Genomic DNA, 15919 nt, shown 5'->3' on the forward strand with positions numbered 1-15919 from the left:
ATCCCGGAACAGCGGGCGAACTATCGCCATAAGCTTACATTACGCGACGGACGGGCTCAGCGTAATACGATCCAGTGGCCCCACGATAAACAGATAAGAAATCAGGCCAATCAGCCCCATCGAACCGACGTACAGAATGGCGTAATCGAAGGACTGGGTATTCGCCAGAATGACGCCGATCACCAGCGGCGTGATAATACTCGCCATATTGCCGCACATATTGAATACGCCGCCAGCAATGCCGAGCACTTCTTTTGGTGAAGTATCGCTAAGTACGCACCATCCCAGATTGCCAAAGCCTTTGGCGAAAAATGCCAGACTCATCGCCGCGATAACCACAAATTCTGACGAGGTGTAGTTAGCGATAACGATGACACAGGAAAGTAACATTCCGCAGATAACGGGTAGCTTACGAGCAACCGTCAGGCTGTAGCCGCGCTTTAATAGCCAGTCTGAAAAAACGCCCCCTAACAATCCACCGATAAACCCGGCAATAGCAGGAATACTGGCGACAAACCCCACTTTAAGGATCGACATTCCTTTAGCCTGATACAGATAGGTAGGAAACCAGGTCAGGAAGAACCAGGTGATTGACGTCACGCAGAACTGCCCGATGTAAACGCCAATCATCATGCGGTTGACGCAGACGCTTTTTATTTGCGCAAAGGTAATCTTCTGTGGCTCTTTTTTATTTCCCAGCGACGGTTCGCCACCGCCTTCCCGGATATAGTCAATTTCCTGCTGGTTTACCTTCGGATGATGCATAGGATCTCTGACTTTTACCAGCCAGAAGATGCCAAGAATAACGCCAATCGCCCCAATGTAATAAAAAACAAAGTGCCAGCTGAGATTATGCAAAATAATCGTCATTAACGGTGTAATTACCCCTAACGAGATATATTGCGCGGCCTGGTAAACTGAGGTGACAAATCCTCGTTCGTTATTAGGAAACCACTGCACGCTTAATCGGCTGTTGGCAGGAAAGGCCGGAGCCTCAATGGCACCCATCAGTAAACGTAAGATTATCAATACCACAAGTGGACTGGCGTACAGATAAATGGTGCCCTGAAACATTGTCACCAGCGACCAGCCAATCAGGGCGCAGCCGTATACCAGACGAGAACCGTAGCGATCAAGTAGCCAGCCGCCAGGCAATTGCATAATGACATAAGAAATACCGAAGGCAGAAAAGGCCAGCCCCATTGCTTCGGGATCAAAACCTAATTCTTTGCTCATAATCGGAGCCACGACGGATAACGTCGCGCGATCGGCGTAATTAAATACGGTGGCAAGAAACAGAAATATCAAAATACCGTAACGCACTTTTGTGCGCTTTATTATTGTGTTCATCACCCACTCCTTTCATAAGGTTGAGAGCGTTTCTGTAGGGAAGAGGGCGGGTATTACTTACCCGCCAAATAAATTAAGGACGTTTACCAAACTCGCAGGTTAATTGCGTCCAGCGACGTGTCTGCTCGCTGATGCTGAACCCCAGACCGTGACGGTCGGAAACCCACATCCGCCCATCGCGTAGCTCAAGCTGTTCATTAAATAACGGGTTCAGCCATTCGAAATGTTCCAACCATGGCTCAAGCGGGTAAGCGGCGGACAGATGCAGGTGAACTTCCATGGCAAAGTGCGGAGCCAGTTTGCGACCGTGTTTCGCCGCCAGGTCCATAATTTTCAGAAACGGTGAAATTCCCCCCACACGCGGTGCATCGGGCTGCACAAAATCACTGGCATTACCGAGGATCAGCTGTTCATGTTCGCGGAAACTGGTCAGCATTTCACCGGTAGCAATCGGGGTATCAAGCGCGGCGGCCAGTTGGGCGTGACCTTCCACATCGTAGGCATCCAGCGGCTCTTCAATCCAGATCAGATTGAACTGCTCCATTTTTCGTCCCATACGAATGGCGGTTTCTCGATCCCACTGCTGATTGGCATCGACCATCAGCGGGAAGTCATCGCCCAGCGCTTCACGCACCGCGGTTAAGCGGCGAATATCCTCGGCGCAGTTTGGCTGACCAACCTTGAGTTTGATGCCGCCAATGCCGTTTTCACGGGAAATAACGACGTTTTTGAGCACCTGATCCAGCGGCGTATGCAGGAATCCGCCGGAGGTGTTGTAACACTGCACGGAGTCCCGGTGTGCACCCAATAGCTTTGCCAGCGGCAACCCTGCACGCTTGGCCTTCATATCCCACAAGGCGATATCGATAGGGGAGATAGCCTGAACCGCCATGCCGCTGCGCCCTACGGAAGCTCCAGCCCACAGCAGCTTGGTGTAGATCTTGTCGATATCGTTTGGATCTTCGCCTAACAGGTTATCGGCAATTTCTTTGGCATGAGCATAGATTCCCTGGCCGCCAGCCCGTTTGGAGTAACTAAATCCAACGCCTTCAAACCCGTCGCGACTGCGGATCTCCGCGATAATAATGGCAACTTCGGTTAGGGGTTTCTGGCGACCGGTCAGCACTTTGGCATCGCTCACGGGTGTTGCCAGAGGAAGGAAAGCCAGGGACAGCTTAACCCACTCGATACGGTCGCCGGTTTCAGCCGCGGTTTTTGCATTGGCTGATTTGGCATACGTTACGGCATCGGAATTCGCACTTAATGACATTTTAATCTCTCCTGGTGATAACAAATGATTGCGCTAACATTTTTAGTGTTAGCGCAATCATTGCGCCAGCGAATTGAATGCGTTTTGAACAATCGCTCACAAATACTGAGACAAAAGGGCAGTAACTTGTAAACAGCATCACATTCCAATACTTTATGGGTAAATGCACAAGTCATTATGATGGCGCTATCATTTAAGATAGCGCTAATTAACTAAGCTGCTGTTTTCTCAGCGTTATCGTAGAGGGGCGCTGGCAATAGCCGAAATCATGATGAATAATGCCAGGATAAATCAGCGATTTTTGACAAGGGCATCGACAGTGAAAAATCCCAGACCTCCGCGCGCACCCACGCTGGAAGATGTTGCCCGTACCGCGGGATTGTCGCCCATGACGGTGAGCAGGGCGTTGAATACCCCGCAACTGGTGCGCCCGAGAACAGTAGAGAAAGTGATGCAGGCGGTACGCGCCACTGGCTATATTCCCAACGCGCTGGCCGGGGGGCTGGCGTCGCGTCGCAGTAAGCTTATCGCTGTGGTTGTCCCACAAATTAACAACAATATGTTTGTCGATACCATCCAGTCATTAAGCGATGAACTGGCTGAACGCGGATACCACATCTTGCTCTGCGTGTCGGGTTATACGCCGCAAACAGAGGCTGAGCTGGTGGCGACGCTGCTTTCTCGTCGCCCGGATGGTGTAGTGCTCACCGGTATCCATCATACCGCCGAGCTGAAAAAGGTGATTCTTAATGCGGCCATCCCGGTCGTGGAAATATGGGATTTAACGCCAACGCCCATCGATATGCTGGTGGGGTTTTCGCATGAAAAAGTCGGGCAGGCGGTAGCAGACTATTTGCTGGACAAAGGGTATCGCCGTCCTGGTTTGCTATGGACCGCCGATCGCCGGGCAGGCCAGCGTAAACAAGGACTGTGCGATGCGCTGAGTCGTCATGGTATCGCGGCTGGCGCACAGGTGGATGTCCCGCTTCCTGCCTCTCTGGCATTGGGGCGTAGCGGGTTGGCACAGCTATTGGCTGAACGCGCGTTTGATGTCATCGTCTGTAGCTCAGATACGTTAGCTCAGGGGGCGATCATGGAAGCCGAAAGCCGTGGTCTACGCGTGCCGCAGGAATTAGCGGTAATCGGTTTTGGCGATCTCGACTTTGCCGCCAGTAACCGACCTGCCATCACCACCGTCAGCGTCGACAGACGGGCTATTGGACAACGCGCCGCCTCTCTGCTTGCCGATCGTATCGAACAAATTCCGCGTGAAGACGATATCATTGATGTTGGATTTCACCTGGTGGAACGAGAATCCGCATAAGTTACCTGCATCCCAACACAATAAGGAATCTGCTATGCCGCACGTCGATATCAAATGTTTTCCTCGCGACCTGAACGACGAACAAAAATCCGCGCTGGCGGCGGATATTACCGACGTCATTATTCGTCATTTGCAAAGCAAAGACAGTTCAGTGAGCGTGGCGCTTAATGAAATTGAGCCCGAGGCGTGGCAGGGCGTGTGGGATGTGGAGATTGCGCCACAGATGGCCAGGTTGATTAAAAAACCCGGCTACAGCATGTAAGAAAAAACGGGCGGAAAATCCGCCCGTTTTGTCGTGCCATTATTCAGCTGCTGTTATGAGTTTTCCACTGGTGACAAACGTTCCGGCCCCAAGGTGATGCAGGGTATTGAGCTTGCCATCATCAAACTGCCAGCGTCCTTCCACGAAGGCTCGCTCATCAGCGGCAGCCGAGACCACTTCACCAAACAGCGTGTCATATTTTTCCTGTGCCGCAGTGGCAGGCAACAGGCGACACTCCATCCAGGCCAGACATTTTGCTTCAATCAGCGGTAAACCCAGTACCGGTCCCTGCACCACGGGAATGCCGTAGCAGTTGAATTTATCTTCCACCCGACCGGAAACGCTGCCTACGGCCCAGGTCCAGTTGGCGGCGGCGACGCCCGGAATAACGATGCCGAATTTGCCGCTACGTTCAATGAGCTCACGTGACCAGGCGGTCTTGTCGACAACAATCGCGATCCGCGGTGGTTCAAACTCCACGGGCATTGACCACGCGGCAGCCATCACATTTCGCCGCTCGGTATGCTCATCCCGGCTGGTGATTAATATCGTTGGGCCGTGATTTAGCAACCGACTGGCATGTTTTAATTCGATCGGACGAAAATGGCTCATGGATGCTCCTTGGCTGAGAGATAACACACCACAATAAACATAGATATTAACGGTATTAGCGATTTTGTCGCCTCGTCTGGAGGAACAACGCACAAAATCGACGGCGCAAAATTAAAAATGCGCTATAAGTACTGCATTAATCGAACAGGAACTCCGTATGACGCCTTTTTTAACCGCTTATTTTGCCCGTATTGGCTGGTCAGATTTGGCCAGGGTCAACATTGAAACCTTACGGGCGCTGCATTTACTGCACAACGCCGCCATACCTTTTGAAAACCTGGATGTATTGCTTCCAAGAGAGATGCAGCTTGACGATTTGTCTTTGGAGGAGAAGCTGGTGACGGCGCGGCGCGGCGGCTATTGTTTTGAACAGAACGGAGTATTTGAGCGGGCGCTACGCGAAATCGGTTTTACCGTACGCAGTCTGCTCGGACGTGTGGTACTGGCGAACCCGTCAAGCCTGCCACCACGCACGCATCGTCTGTTGCTGGTTGAGTTGCAGGGAGAGCAGTGGATCGCCGACGTTGGTTTCGGCGGGCAGACGCTGACGGCGCCGATTCGTCTGCAGGCGAATGTTGAGCAGAAGACACCACACGGCGTGTATCGGCTGATTCAGGAAGGTGAAGACTGGATCCTACAGTTCTGTCATCACGAACACTGGCAATCAATGTACCGTTTCGACCTGGTCGTCCAGCATCAGAGCGATTATCTGATAGGCAACTTCTGGTCCGCTCACTGGCCGCAATCACATTTTCGCCATCATTTGCTGATGTGTCGTCATCTGCCCGACGGCGGGAAATTAACGTTAACCAATTTTCATTTCACCCATTATCAGGATGGACACGCGGTAGAACAGATTAATCTGCCTGACGTCCCTAGCCTGTATGCCTTGTTGCAGGAGCGGTTTGGCCTGGGCGCGGATGACGTGAAGCATGGGTTTACCCAGGATGAGCTGGCGACGGTAATGGCGGCGTTTGATACGCATCCGGACGCGGGGAAATAGGGGCATCGGAATTAGTGCCGGATTGGCGTAATCGCCTTACCCGGCCTACGGGAACAATTAAAAATCTATCGCCCATTCTGCGTGAAACAGGATCACCGCCGAACCGGTAATGGTGACTTTTTCTGGCTGGTTATCACGGATAGTCACCGTCACATCAACAATACCGTCGCGCCCGAGCGCACGGCCCTGATGTCCCTGAACACGTAACGTTTTCCCATCATGCGCCATCTGCCCATGGTGAACCAACCACGCGCCCATTGGACCGTTGGCATTGCCGGTAACCGGGTCTTCCACAATCCCAATTGCAGGCGAAAACATGCGGCCATCGGTGGCGTTTTCGCCCGGGCGGATTTGAAAAGGAAAGAAGCCGTTACAGCCAATTTGTTGGCTGATGGCTGTCAAAGCCTGCAAATCAGGGGAAAGGGCGTCGAGGTCCACCTCGGGCTTAAGCGGAATCATCACTTTCGAATGCCCGGTGGTAGCAACCTGAATCGGCAAGCCTGCCAGCATATCGTCTTCGCTCAGGTGTAGGGCCTCGATAATCGCACCACGAATAGCCCCTTCCAGCGGAGGTTCAAATCCGGGTACGCCTTGCTCAAGGCTAATACGATAGTCATTCCCGGTAGCTTCGATATCCACCCGATGACGACCAGCCAGCGAGGTTTGCCAGACTGTACTGTTGCCCAAGCCAAGCACGTTTGCCCGCACATAATGTGCAGCGACGGTAGCATGCCCACAGATAGGAACTTCGACCGTCGGCGTGAAATAGCGGATGCGAACATCGCTGTCGTCGCTGGTCAGCAGGAAAGCGGTTTCCGAATGACGCAGCTCGCGAGCAATGAGTTGCATCTGCGCTTCGCTCAGTCCGTCAGCATGCAAAACCACGCCTGCTGAATTGCCGCGAAAGGGTACCGAGGTAAAGGCATCGACGTGGTAAACCTGTGGTTTCATTAACGTTCTCCCTGGAATGGAGAAGCATCATAACGTGCAAAATACCGGATGGCGATGATCGCTATCTTATCCGGCCTACGGTACCTGGTTGTAGGCCGGATAAGGTGTGTCGTCACCCGACATTTCAATGCGGATTTATCGGCGTGAACGCACTATTTGATAGCGGCGGGTAAAGTACTCAAACGGCGCGCTCCACACGTGAACCAGGCGCGTGAACGGGAACAGCAGGAAGATAGTCATCCCCAGAACCAGATGCACACGGAAAATCAACGCCACGCCATCCAGATGCGCAGACGCGCCGCCCTGGAAAGTCACTACCGACTGCGCCCAACCTACCAGTTTCAGCATTTCACTGCCGTCAGGATGCTGCGCAGAGAATGGGATGGTGGTTAAGCCGAGGATACACTGAATCAGCAGTACGCAGAGGATCAGGATATCGGCAGTGGAGGAGGTTGCACGAATGCGCGGATTGGTCAAACGACGTACCAGCAAGCCAGCGCCACCGACCAGCGTCAGCACGCCACAGAGCCCACCGGCGATCATCGCCATCTGCTGCTTCACCGCAATCGGCAGGAACCAGGCATACATCCAGTGCGGGGTTAACATGCCAAACAGGTGCCCGAAAAAGATCCCCAGAATGCCGATGTGGAACAGGTTTGACCATAACACCATGCCGCGTTTGTCCAGCATCTGGCTGGAAGAGGCTCGCCAGGTGTATTGCCCGTAGTCATAGCGTAGCCAACTGCCGAGGATAAACACCGTGCCACAGAGGTACGGGTAGATATCGTAAAAAAAGACGTTCAGGTACTGTATCATTTCGGGCCTCCCGCGCTGACGTCGACATACTGAGGTGCCACGTCCTGGCTAAAGCGTCGTTGATAGTTTTGTAACGGTGAACTGTCACAGGCGGTGGCGTTATCCTCGATAAACTTCACCTGTTCCTCTTCCCAGACGGCATCCAGCGCCTGTCGGGTATCGTCGCGGGTTTCCGTGCCAACCTGTTTAGTGACACTGTCACTTGAAAGAGGGCTTCCGGCAAGCAGTAGCAGGGCGTCAAACAGTTGATACCACGGCGTATCACGCTGTTTCAAACGCCCCCCCAGCAGCGCCAGAATTGGTGCGACGTTCTGCAATCCTTCTTTGGCCTCCGCTTCCGGCAACACGCTTAAGTACTCAAGATACAGCGGCAGATGATCCGGCAGTTCGCGGCAGTCGAGCTGCAGTCCGACCTTTTCGTACTGCGCCAACAGATCAACCATCGCCTGGCCCCGATCGCGAGACTCGGCGTGCACGTGCTCAAACAGCAGCAGAGAGGTGGCCCGGCCCCGGTCAAATATCTCACACCATTCGGCTTGTTTATCCAGTAATGGCGCATTGAGCAGCCCCAGGCTAAATTCGGTAAGCATTGGGGCATCGCTGGCCACAAGCGCCAGCGCCTCGTCTTTACACTCCCACAGCAACTCGTCGGGATATTCCATCAACAGGCCGATAACCTTCAGGATTTGCATTATTCACCCTCCGCTTTATCGCGCACTTCGGTGATGTCGATGGCGTCAATACGACTGCTGTTAAACAGGTTGAATTTGGTATCTGAGCCATGGCAGCCGTCGCCAAAGGTAAATCCGCAACCGTTTTTCTCCGGGAACGCATCACGCGCCATTTCACGGTGGCTGGTCGGGATCACGAAGCGGTCTTCATAGTTGGCGATGGCCAGATAGCGATACATCTCTTCAACCTGTTCAACGGTCAGACCCACTTCCTCTATTGCGCGGGTGTCCGTAACGCCTTCTACGGTTTGCGAACGCATATAATGGCGCATGGCCATCATTCGTTTTAGCGCGCGCAGCACCGGACCGGTATCGCCCGCGCTAAGCATGTTGGCAAGGTACTGAACCGGAATTCGCAGTGATTCAACCGCTGGCAGAATGTTGCCATTGTGCGGCAGTCCCCCCGCGTCAGCGACCGACTGAATCGGCGACAACGGCGGTACATACCAGACCATCGGTAGGGTGCGGTATTCCGGGTGCAGCGGCAGCGCCAGCTTCCAGTCCATCGCCATCTTGTAAACGGGCGAACGTTGGGCCGCTTCGATGACGTTGTGCGGAATACCTTGTTTTAACGCCTCTTCAATGACCGCCGGGTCGTGTGGATTGAGGAACACATCGCACTGACGCTCGTAGAGATCGGTCTCATGCTCGGTGCTGGCTGCTTCTTCGATGCGGTCGGCGTCATACAGCAATACGCCAAGATAGCGGATGCGTCCCACGCAGGTTTCCGAACATACCGTCGGCTGGCCGGATTCAATACGCGGGTAGCAGAAAATGCACTTCTCTGATTTACCGCTCTTCCAGTTAAAGTAGATTTTTTTGTACGGACAACCGCTGATGCACAAGCGCCAGCCGCGACATTTATCCTGGTCGATCAACACGATGCCGTCTTCTTCACGCTTATAGATGGCACCGCTCGGGCAGGTGGCGACACAGCTTGGGTTCAGGCAGTGTTCGCACAAGCGCGGTAAATACATCATGAAGGTGTTTTCGAATTGCCCGTACATCTCCTTTTGCATTTTCTCAAAGTTACGGTCGCGGGCACGTTTTGAGAACTCACCGCCGAGCAACTCTTCCCAGTTAGGGCCCCAGATAATCTTGTCCATCCGTTTGCCATCTATCAGCGAACGCGGACGTGCGGTGGGCTGATTCTTGCTTTCCGGCGCGCTATGCAGATGCTGATAATCGTAGGTAAAGGGTTCGTAATAATCATCGATTTGCGGGATCACTGGGTTAGCAAAAATTTTGGTGATAACGCCCATCTTGCCGCCCAGGCGCGGCCTTATCTTCCCGTTAACATCGCGAATCCAGCCGCCTTGCCACTCTTCCTGATCTTCCCAGTTTTTCGGATAGCCAATGCCTGGCTTGGTCTCAACGTTGTTAAACCACGCATATTCCATCCCTTCACGTCCGGTCCAGACGTTTTTACAGGTGACGGAGCAGGTGTGGCAGCCGATGCACTTATCCAGATTAAGAACCATGCCTACCTGTGAGCGTATTTTCATTTTTTCGCCTCCTGTACCTGATCGCGACCTTCATCATCCAGCCAGTTAATATTTTTCATTTTTCTAATCATGATGAACTCATCGCGGTTAGAGCCGACCGTGCCGTAATAGTTGAAGCTGTATGCCAGTTGCGCATAGCCGCCGATCATGTGCGTGGGTTTCGGGCAGACGCGGGTGACTGAGTTGTGGATCCCGCCGCGCATACCAGTGACTTCCGAGCCAGGGATATTCATGATTCGCTCCTGAGCGTGATACATCATGGTCATTCCCGGCGGCACGCGCTGACTCACCACAGCCCGCGCGGTGAGCGCGCCGTTGGCGTTAAAGGCTTCAATCCAGTCGTTATCCTCAATGCCCAGCTCTTTAGCATCGGTCTCACTGATCCAGACAATGGGGCCGCCGCGCGACAGCGTCAGCATCAGCAGGTTTTCGCTGTAGGTAGAGTGGATCCCCCATTTCTGATGCGGAGTCAGGAAGTTGAGCGCTTTTTCCGGGAAGCCGTTAGGCGGAACTTCGCGCATATTGCTGACGCTACGGGTATCGATAGGCGGACGATATGCCACCAGACTTTCACCAAACGCTCGCATCCACGCGTGATCCTGGTACAACTGTTGGCGACCGGACAGGGTTCGCCACGGGATCAGCTCGTGGACGTTGGTATAGCCTGCGTTATAGGAGACATGTTCACTTTCCAGCCCGGACCAGGTGGGGCTGGAGATGATTTTGCGCGGCTGCGCCTGAATATCGCGAAAACGGATTTTCTCGTCTTCTTTGTTCAACGCCAGATGCGTATGGTCGCGTCCGGTCATCGCTCCCAGCGCTTCCCAGGCTTTCACCGCCACCTGACCGTTCGTTTCCGGTGCGAGGGCGAGGATCACCTCAGACGCATCCAGCGCGGTGTCTATCAGTGGTCGGCCTTTCGCCGGACCTTCGCGTTTGGTGTAGTTCAGCTTGCCGAGGAAATCGACCTCCGTCTGGGTATTCCACGTAATACCTTTCCCGCCGTTACCGAGCTTGTCCATTAGCGGACCGAGCGAAGTGAAGCGTTCGTAGGTGGCGGGATAGTCACGTTCCACGACGGCAATATTGGGCGCCGTTTTCCCCGGGAGGAGATCGCATTCGCCTTTACGCCAGTCCTGAATGTCAAACGGCTGCGCCAGCTCTGCCGGGGAGTCGTGTTGCAGCGGTTGTAATACCACATCCGTTTCTTGCCCAAGGTGCCCGACGCAAACCTCAGAGAAGACTTTGGCGATGCCTTTATAAATTTCCCAGTCGCTCTTCGATTCCCACGCAGGATCGACCGCCGCCGACAGCGGGTGAATAAACGGATGCATATCCGAGGTGTTCATATCGTCTTTTTCATACCAGGTGGCGGTCGGCAAAACGACATCGGAGAACAGGCAGGTACTCGACATACGGAAATCGAGCGTTACCAGCAGATCAAGCTTGCCCTCTATCGCCGCGGACTGCCATTCCACCTCTTCAGGTTTAATACCTTCGCTTGAACCGAGCGCTTCCCCCTGGATCCCGCTTTCGGTACCCAGCAGATACTTGAGCATGTATTCATGCCCTTTACCGGAGGAGCCGAGCAGGTTAGAGCGCCAGACGAAGAGATTACGCGGATGGTTGTTACCACTATCCGGCTGCTCGCAGGCAAAACGAATTTCACCCGATTTCAGCGCCTGTGCAGTGTATTGTGCAGGCGACACTCCCGCTTGTTCTGCCTTTACTTTGACGGTCAGCGGGTTGAGGTTGAGCTGCGGCGCGGACGGCAGCCAGCCCATTCTTTCTGCACGTACGTTAAAGTCGATCAAATGTCCGCTAAACTTCGACGCGTCAGCCAGCGGAGAGAGGAGTTCCTGAGCGGTGAGTTTTTCATAACGCCACTGGCTGGAGTGATTGTAGAAAAACGAGGTGCTGTTCATCTGACGCGGCGGGCGGTTCCAGTCCAGCGCAAAGGCCAGCGGCAACCAACCAGTTTGCGGACGCAGTTTCTCCTGACCCACATAGTGCGCCCAGCCGCCGCCGCTTTGTCCCACACAACCGCAGAACACGAGGATGTTAATCATTCCACGGTAGTTCATATCCATGTGATACCAGTGGTTGACGCCAGCCCCGAGGATAATCATCGAACGGCCATGCGTTTTGTGCGCCGTATCGGCAAACTCACGGGCGATTTGTTCGATATGACGGCGAGGGACTCCAGTAATTTGCTCTCCCCAGGCCGGGGTGTAGGCTTTCACTTCGCTGTAATCTTGCGCGCTATGAGCGTCATCCAGACCGCGGTCGAGGCCGTAATTCGCCAGCACCAGATCATAAACGCTTACCACCGGGCAACGGCTGCCATCGGCGAGGGTAAGATGTTTTACCGGCAGTTGACGAATCAGCACGGGTTCCTGTTTCACGCTGCGAAAATGTGGGTTTTCGTTGCCGCCAAAGTAGGGGAATGCCACGCCGGTCACTTCATCATGCTGACCGAGCAACGAGAGGGAAAGTTCTGTTTCAGCGCCAGCCGCCAGTGGCTCCAGGTTCCATTTACCTTTCTCGCCCCAGCGAAAACCGATAGACCCGTTCGGGACCACCAGTTCGCCAGCAGTGTTAAAGGCCACGGTTTTCCACTCCGGATTGTTACTTTCGCCCAGACCATCGACAAGATCTGAGGCGCGCATCATGCGCCCTGGCACGTAGCTGCCATCTTCCCGGGCATCCAGCAAAACCAACATCGGCATATCGGTATAGCGACGACAGTAATTGATGAAGTAATCGCTTGGATTGTCGAGGTGGAATTCTTTCAGAATCACGTGGCCCATCGCCATCGCCAGGGCGCTGTCTGTCCCTTGCTTGGGGGCCAGCCACTGGTCGCACAGTTTGGCGACTTCCGAGTAATCCGGCGTAATGGCAATCGTCTTGGTGCCTTTGTAGCGTACTTCAGTAAAAAAGTGCGCATCCGGGGTACGGGTCTGCGGCACGTTTGACCCCCAGGCGATGATATAGCTGGAGTTATACCAGTCGGCGGATTCTGGAACATCGGTCTGTTCGCCCCAGGTCATCGGTGATGCAGGCGGTAAGTCGCAGTACCAGTCATAGAAGCTCAGGCAGGTTCCGCCCAGTAACGAAAGATAACGTGTGCCTGCGGCATAGGAGACCATCGACATAGCAGGGATCGGGGAGAACCCGGCCACGCGATCCGGGCCATAGGTTTTCACTGTCCAGACGTTGGCGGCGGCAATGAGCTGATTAAGCTCTTTCCAGTTGGAACGGATAAAACCACCGCGCCCGCGTACCTGTTTGTAGCTCTGGCATTTTTGCGGGTCGTTCATAATGGATTCCCAGGCCAGCACCGGATCGGGCTGGCGGGACAGGGCGTCGCGCCACAGTTCGATCAGACGTTTACGCACCAGGGGATACTTCAGACGGTTGGCGCTGTAAAGATACCAGGAGTAGCTGGCACCGCGCGGGCAGCCACGGGGTTCATGATTTGGCAGGTCAGGGCGGGTACGCGGGTAGTCGGTTTGCTGCGTTTCCCAGGTCACCAGTCCGTTTTTGACGTAGATTTTCCAACTGCATGAGCCGGTACAGTTAACGCCGTGGGTAGAACGCACAATTTTGTCGAACTGCCAGCGCTGACGATAGCTGTCTTCCCAGTCCCGGTTGGTGTGCATCACTTGCCCGTGCCCATCGGCAAACGTATCGCCCTTTTGTTTAAAGTAGCGAAAGCGATCGAACAGTTTACTCATGACATAACTCCTGCTTTGAGAATATTGCCGACGGTGAATCGAACGGTAGGCCGGATGGCGGTTAACGCCTTATCCGGCCTATCGAACTGTCCGATCCTGCGGTATCCATTTTGTTATTTTTTTTGTGATTTACGGCCATAGACCAGCCAGGTCACCAGCACGCAGACGATGTAAAACACGAGGAATATTTTCATTGCGCCCACCGGAGAGCCAGTCAGCGCCAGCGATGAACCAAACGCTTTGGGGATGAAAAAGCCCCCCACAGCGCCAATAGCAGAGATGAATCCCAGCGCGGCAGCGGTATCGGTTACCGCCTCACGTTGGGCCTGTTCTTCAGTACCACCGTGCAGCTTCACCCGGTATATGGTGATTTTGCGAAAGATCACCGCGATCATCTGGAAGGTTGAGCCGCTTCCCAGACCCGCAGTCAGAAACAAGCCCATAAACACCAGGTAGAAGGCGACAAAGTTTCCTTCGCCTGACCCAGGCAGGGTGAGGAACAGCAGGGCGCTAAACAACGCCATAAAGATGAAGTTAATTAACGTGACGCGCACACCGCCGAATTTGTCAGAGATCACGCCGCCTGCCGATCGCGCAAGAGCGCCGATGAAGGGGCCGAAGAACGCCAGTTGCAGGATATTCACGTCCGGGAACTGAGTTTTCGCCAGCATGGCAAAGCCTGCCGAAAAGCCGATAAATGAACCGAAGGTGGCGAGATACAGCAGGCTTAATAACCACAGATGAAAACGCTTGAGGACCGGCAACTGGGAAGCAATTGAGGCCTTCGAACTGGCAATATCGTTCATTCCCATGCCTGCTGCTAAGGTGGCTATCAGCAGTAACGGAACCCAAATCCATGCGGCATTGGCCAGCGACAATAACGAGCCGTCGGCTTGCGGTACGCCCTGTACGCCCAAAAAGGTAAAGATAGGCAGAAAGATCACCAGCGGCGCGATCAACTGCATCACGCTGACGCCAAGGTTGCCGAGACCACCGTTAACGCCTAATGCGCTGCCTTGTTTCGCTTTGGGGAAGAAAAAGCTGATATTACCCATGCTGGAGGCAAAGTTTGCGCCAGCAAAACCACACATCAGCGCAATGATAATAAATACGCCAAACGGAGTAGCGTTATTTTGCACGGCAAAACCGAGCCAGACGCAGGGAATAACCAGAATAATCGTGCTAAAAATGGTCCACCGGCGCCCACCAAATATAGGTACCATAAAGGAGTAGGGAACGCGCAATATTGCGCCAGAAAGAGAAGGCAATGCCGTTAATAAAAACAGTTGGTCAGTGGTGAAATTAAACCCAATTTTATTCAGATTGACGGCCACGGCGCTGAACAACATCCAGACGCAGAACGCCAGCAACAGACAACTTACTGATATCCAGAGGTTTCTGCGTGCAATATGCTTACCTTTGTTTTCCCAAAAGGCGGGGTTCTCCGGTTTCCAGTCAGTTAAAAGATAACGATTATTTTTCTCATTTGATGCTGACATATTATTCTCCATGCCCATGCCGTTCATGAAAAAGAAATAAACGCACACAGCGCCGCGCGAGTTCTTTTTAGAAACTATTGAAAAGTTTTGGGAATATTGACTGAAAGAATAGATAAAAAAGCGCAATAACGCGGCGTGATGAGGGAATTACATGTTGCTTAAGTGTTACCAATTGTAAAATTAAAAGATGTATTATTAATTCATCTATAACATCAATTAACTAACTCTAACGTAATCATACGATCCAAATGGCGTTCGAATGCAGGGTCGGCCATTTCCTCAATGCCTAAGACATAGATGCCATCCAGGCCGCAAACCAATGCGATTAAGCGCCAGGCCACCTCGGCCGCATCCGGTATTGCTGAGAATTCACCTGCACTCTGTCCTTGAGTGATGATAGCGGCGGTTTCTTCATGCCACATCCGCATGGTTAGCAGGTAGGCGCTTTTGATTTCCGGATCTTTATCCGCCAGGACCTGCGCTTCGCGCCACAGTTTAATGTAGGGTTCGAACCCGCCATCTTCGCTGCCCAACATAGCATGCAGTCGTTCGCGGAAGCTGGCGTTATCACTGACCTGTTCGGCATCCAGAAGGGTCCGTATCAGTTGCACAAACGCGAGGGATTTTAACTCACCCGCAGAGGTAAAGTGATGGTGTACCTGCCCGGTGGATACCTGAGCTTCCGTGGCAATACGCCGCACCGTCATAGCAGTAAATCCTTCCTCAAGCGCGACACGCATGGCCGCTTGCAGAATAACTTCCCGACGTTCGTCCCGATTCAGATAGCTCATCTTTCCTCCTGTACCCGTATAGCACGCAGTCTAACAAAAAGTTGGACATACGTTCAAATTTCCGTAGG

Annotated in this window: 13 protein-coding genes; 3 read left to right on the plus strand and 10 right to left on the minus strand. The window is 53.4% G+C overall.

All coding sequences use genetic code 11. From position 1 onward, the window contains the following. Positions 1-39 precede the first annotated feature (39 nt). Together HV243_RS12655 and HV243_RS12660 are read right to left on the minus strand one after the other, a co-directional pair. Positions 40-1350, minus strand: coding sequence for an MFS transporter (locus HV243_RS12655; protein WP_016156557.1), 1311 nt, complete (start codon positions 1348-1350; stop codon positions 40-42). A 73-nt stretch (positions 1351-1423) separates the two neighbouring features. Further along, entirely contained in the window at positions 1424-2620 is a 1197-nt protein-coding gene (locus tag HV243_RS12660) for an L-talarate/galactarate dehydratase (protein ID WP_016153126.1), read from the minus strand. 319 nt (positions 2621-2939) lie between these two features. Here HV243_RS12660 and HV243_RS12665 point away from each other — a divergent pair, with 319 nt between their 5' ends. Further along, the gene (locus tag HV243_RS12665) at positions 2940-3944 is read left to right on the plus strand and encodes a LacI family DNA-binding transcriptional regulator (RefSeq protein WP_047417410.1); all 1005 of its coding nucleotides are present in this window, start codon (positions 2940-2942) and stop codon (positions 3942-3944) included. Between the two features lie 34 nt (positions 3945-3978). After that, complete coding sequence (gene pptA, locus HV243_RS12670; RefSeq protein ID WP_047358141.1) at positions 3979-4206, plus strand: tautomerase PptA; 228 nt, start codon at positions 3979-3981, stop codon at positions 4204-4206. 39 nt (positions 4207-4245) lie between these two features. Here the strand turns inward: pptA and HV243_RS12675 are convergent, their stop codons facing one another. Then, positions 4246-4818: a flavin reductase family protein gene (locus tag HV243_RS12675; RefSeq protein ID WP_053389788.1), complete on the minus strand. Its 573-nt coding sequence runs from the start codon at positions 4816-4818 to the stop codon at positions 4246-4248. 157 nt (positions 4819-4975) lie between these two features. Here HV243_RS12675 and nhoA point away from each other — a divergent pair, with 157 nt between their 5' ends. Next, positions 4976-5821 carry an N-hydroxyarylamine O-acetyltransferase gene (gene nhoA, locus HV243_RS12680; protein ID WP_053389787.1) on the plus strand — a complete coding sequence of 282 codons (846 nt, stop codon included), beginning with the start codon at positions 4976-4978 and terminating at the stop codon, positions 5819-5821. A gap of 57 nt (positions 5822-5878) precedes the next feature. Here the strand turns inward: nhoA and HV243_RS12685 are convergent, their stop codons facing one another. The 7 genes from HV243_RS12685 to HV243_RS12715 all read right to left on the minus strand — a co-directional run bounded on the left by HV243_RS12685 (position 5879) and on the right by HV243_RS12715 (position 15851). Continuing rightward, positions 5879-6772, minus strand: a complete 894-nt coding sequence (locus HV243_RS12685) for a PhzF family isomerase (protein ID WP_053389786.1) — start codon at positions 6770-6772, stop codon at positions 5879-5881. Between the two features lie 135 nt (positions 6773-6907). Further along, a complete protein-coding gene (gene narI, locus HV243_RS12690) occupies positions 6908-7588 on the minus strand; it encodes a respiratory nitrate reductase subunit gamma (protein WP_003833047.1) in 681 nt (226 codons plus the stop codon). Beyond that, entirely contained in the window at positions 7585-8280 is a 696-nt protein-coding gene (narW, locus tag HV243_RS12695; RefSeq protein ID WP_053389785.1) for a nitrate reductase molybdenum cofactor assembly chaperone, read from the minus strand. Before narW ends, narI begins: the two co-directional genes overlap by 4 nt. Then, the gene (narH, locus tag HV243_RS12700; RefSeq protein ID WP_019076801.1) at positions 8280-9824 is read right to left on the minus strand and encodes a nitrate reductase subunit beta; all 1545 of its coding nucleotides are present in this window, start codon (positions 9822-9824) and stop codon (positions 8280-8282) included. The genes narW and narH overlap by 1 nt, the downstream gene beginning before the upstream one ends. After that, the gene (locus HV243_RS12705; RefSeq protein WP_149330455.1) at positions 9821-13561 is read right to left on the minus strand and encodes a nitrate reductase subunit alpha; all 3741 of its coding nucleotides are present in this window, start codon (positions 13559-13561) and stop codon (positions 9821-9823) included. Before HV243_RS12705 ends, narH begins: the two co-directional genes overlap by 4 nt. A 113-nt stretch (positions 13562-13674) precedes the next feature. After that, positions 13675-15060 (minus strand): NarK family nitrate/nitrite MFS transporter, encoded by a 1386-nt coding sequence (locus tag HV243_RS12710; protein ID WP_047358146.1) that lies wholly within the window; start codon positions 15058-15060, stop codon positions 13675-13677. Positions 15061-15272: 212 nt separating this feature from the next. Continuing rightward, positions 15273-15851, minus strand: a complete 579-nt coding sequence (locus HV243_RS12715; RefSeq protein ID WP_016153113.1) for a TetR family transcriptional regulator — start codon at positions 15849-15851, stop codon at positions 15273-15275. Positions 15852-15919: the final 68 nt, after the last annotated feature.

The organism is Citrobacter sp. RHBSTW-00599 (genome assembly GCF_013784065.1).
Classification (GTDB): domain Bacteria; phylum Pseudomonadota; class Gammaproteobacteria; order Enterobacterales; family Enterobacteriaceae; genus Citrobacter; species Citrobacter braakii.

Bases quoted from the DNA above. Each gene is read 5' to 3' on its own strand.
- HV243_RS12655 (WP_016156557.1), bottom strand. From the start codon at position 1,350: ATGAACACAATAATAAAGCGCACAAAAGTGCGTTACGGTATTTTGATA.
- nhoA (WP_053389787.1), top strand. From the start codon at position 4,976: ATGACGCCTTTTTTAACCGCTTATTTTGCCCGTATTGGCTGGTCAGAT.
- HV243_RS12685 (WP_053389786.1), bottom strand. From the start codon at position 6,772: ATGAAACCACAGGTTTACCACGTCGATGCCTTTACCTCGGTACCCTTT.
- HV243_RS12715 (WP_016153113.1), bottom strand. From the start codon at position 15,851: ATGAGCTATCTGAATCGGGACGAACGTCGGGAAGTTATTCTGCAAGCG.
- narI (WP_003833047.1), bottom strand. From the start codon at position 7,588: ATGATACAGTACCTGAACGTCTTTTTTTACGATATCTACCCGTACCTC.
- pptA (WP_047358141.1), top strand. From the start codon at position 3,979: ATGCCGCACGTCGATATCAAATGTTTTCCTCGCGACCTGAACGACGAA.
- narH (WP_019076801.1), bottom strand. From the start codon at position 9,824: ATGAAAATACGCTCACAGGTAGGCATGGTTCTTAATCTGGATAAGTGC.
- HV243_RS12675 (WP_053389788.1), bottom strand. From the start codon at position 4,818: ATGAGCCATTTTCGTCCGATCGAATTAAAACATGCCAGTCGGTTGCTA.
- narW (WP_053389785.1), bottom strand. From the start codon at position 8,280: ATGCAAATCCTGAAGGTTATCGGCCTGTTGATGGAATATCCCGACGAG.
- HV243_RS12705 (WP_149330455.1), bottom strand. From the start codon at position 13,561: ATGAGTAAACTGTTCGATCGCTTTCGCTACTTTAAACAAAAGGGCGAT.
- HV243_RS12710 (WP_047358146.1), bottom strand. From the start codon at position 15,060: ATGTCAGCATCAAATGAGAAAAATAATCGTTATCTTTTAACTGACTGG.
- HV243_RS12660 (WP_016153126.1), bottom strand. From the start codon at position 2,620: ATGTCATTAAGTGCGAATTCCGATGCCGTAACGTATGCCAAATCAGCC.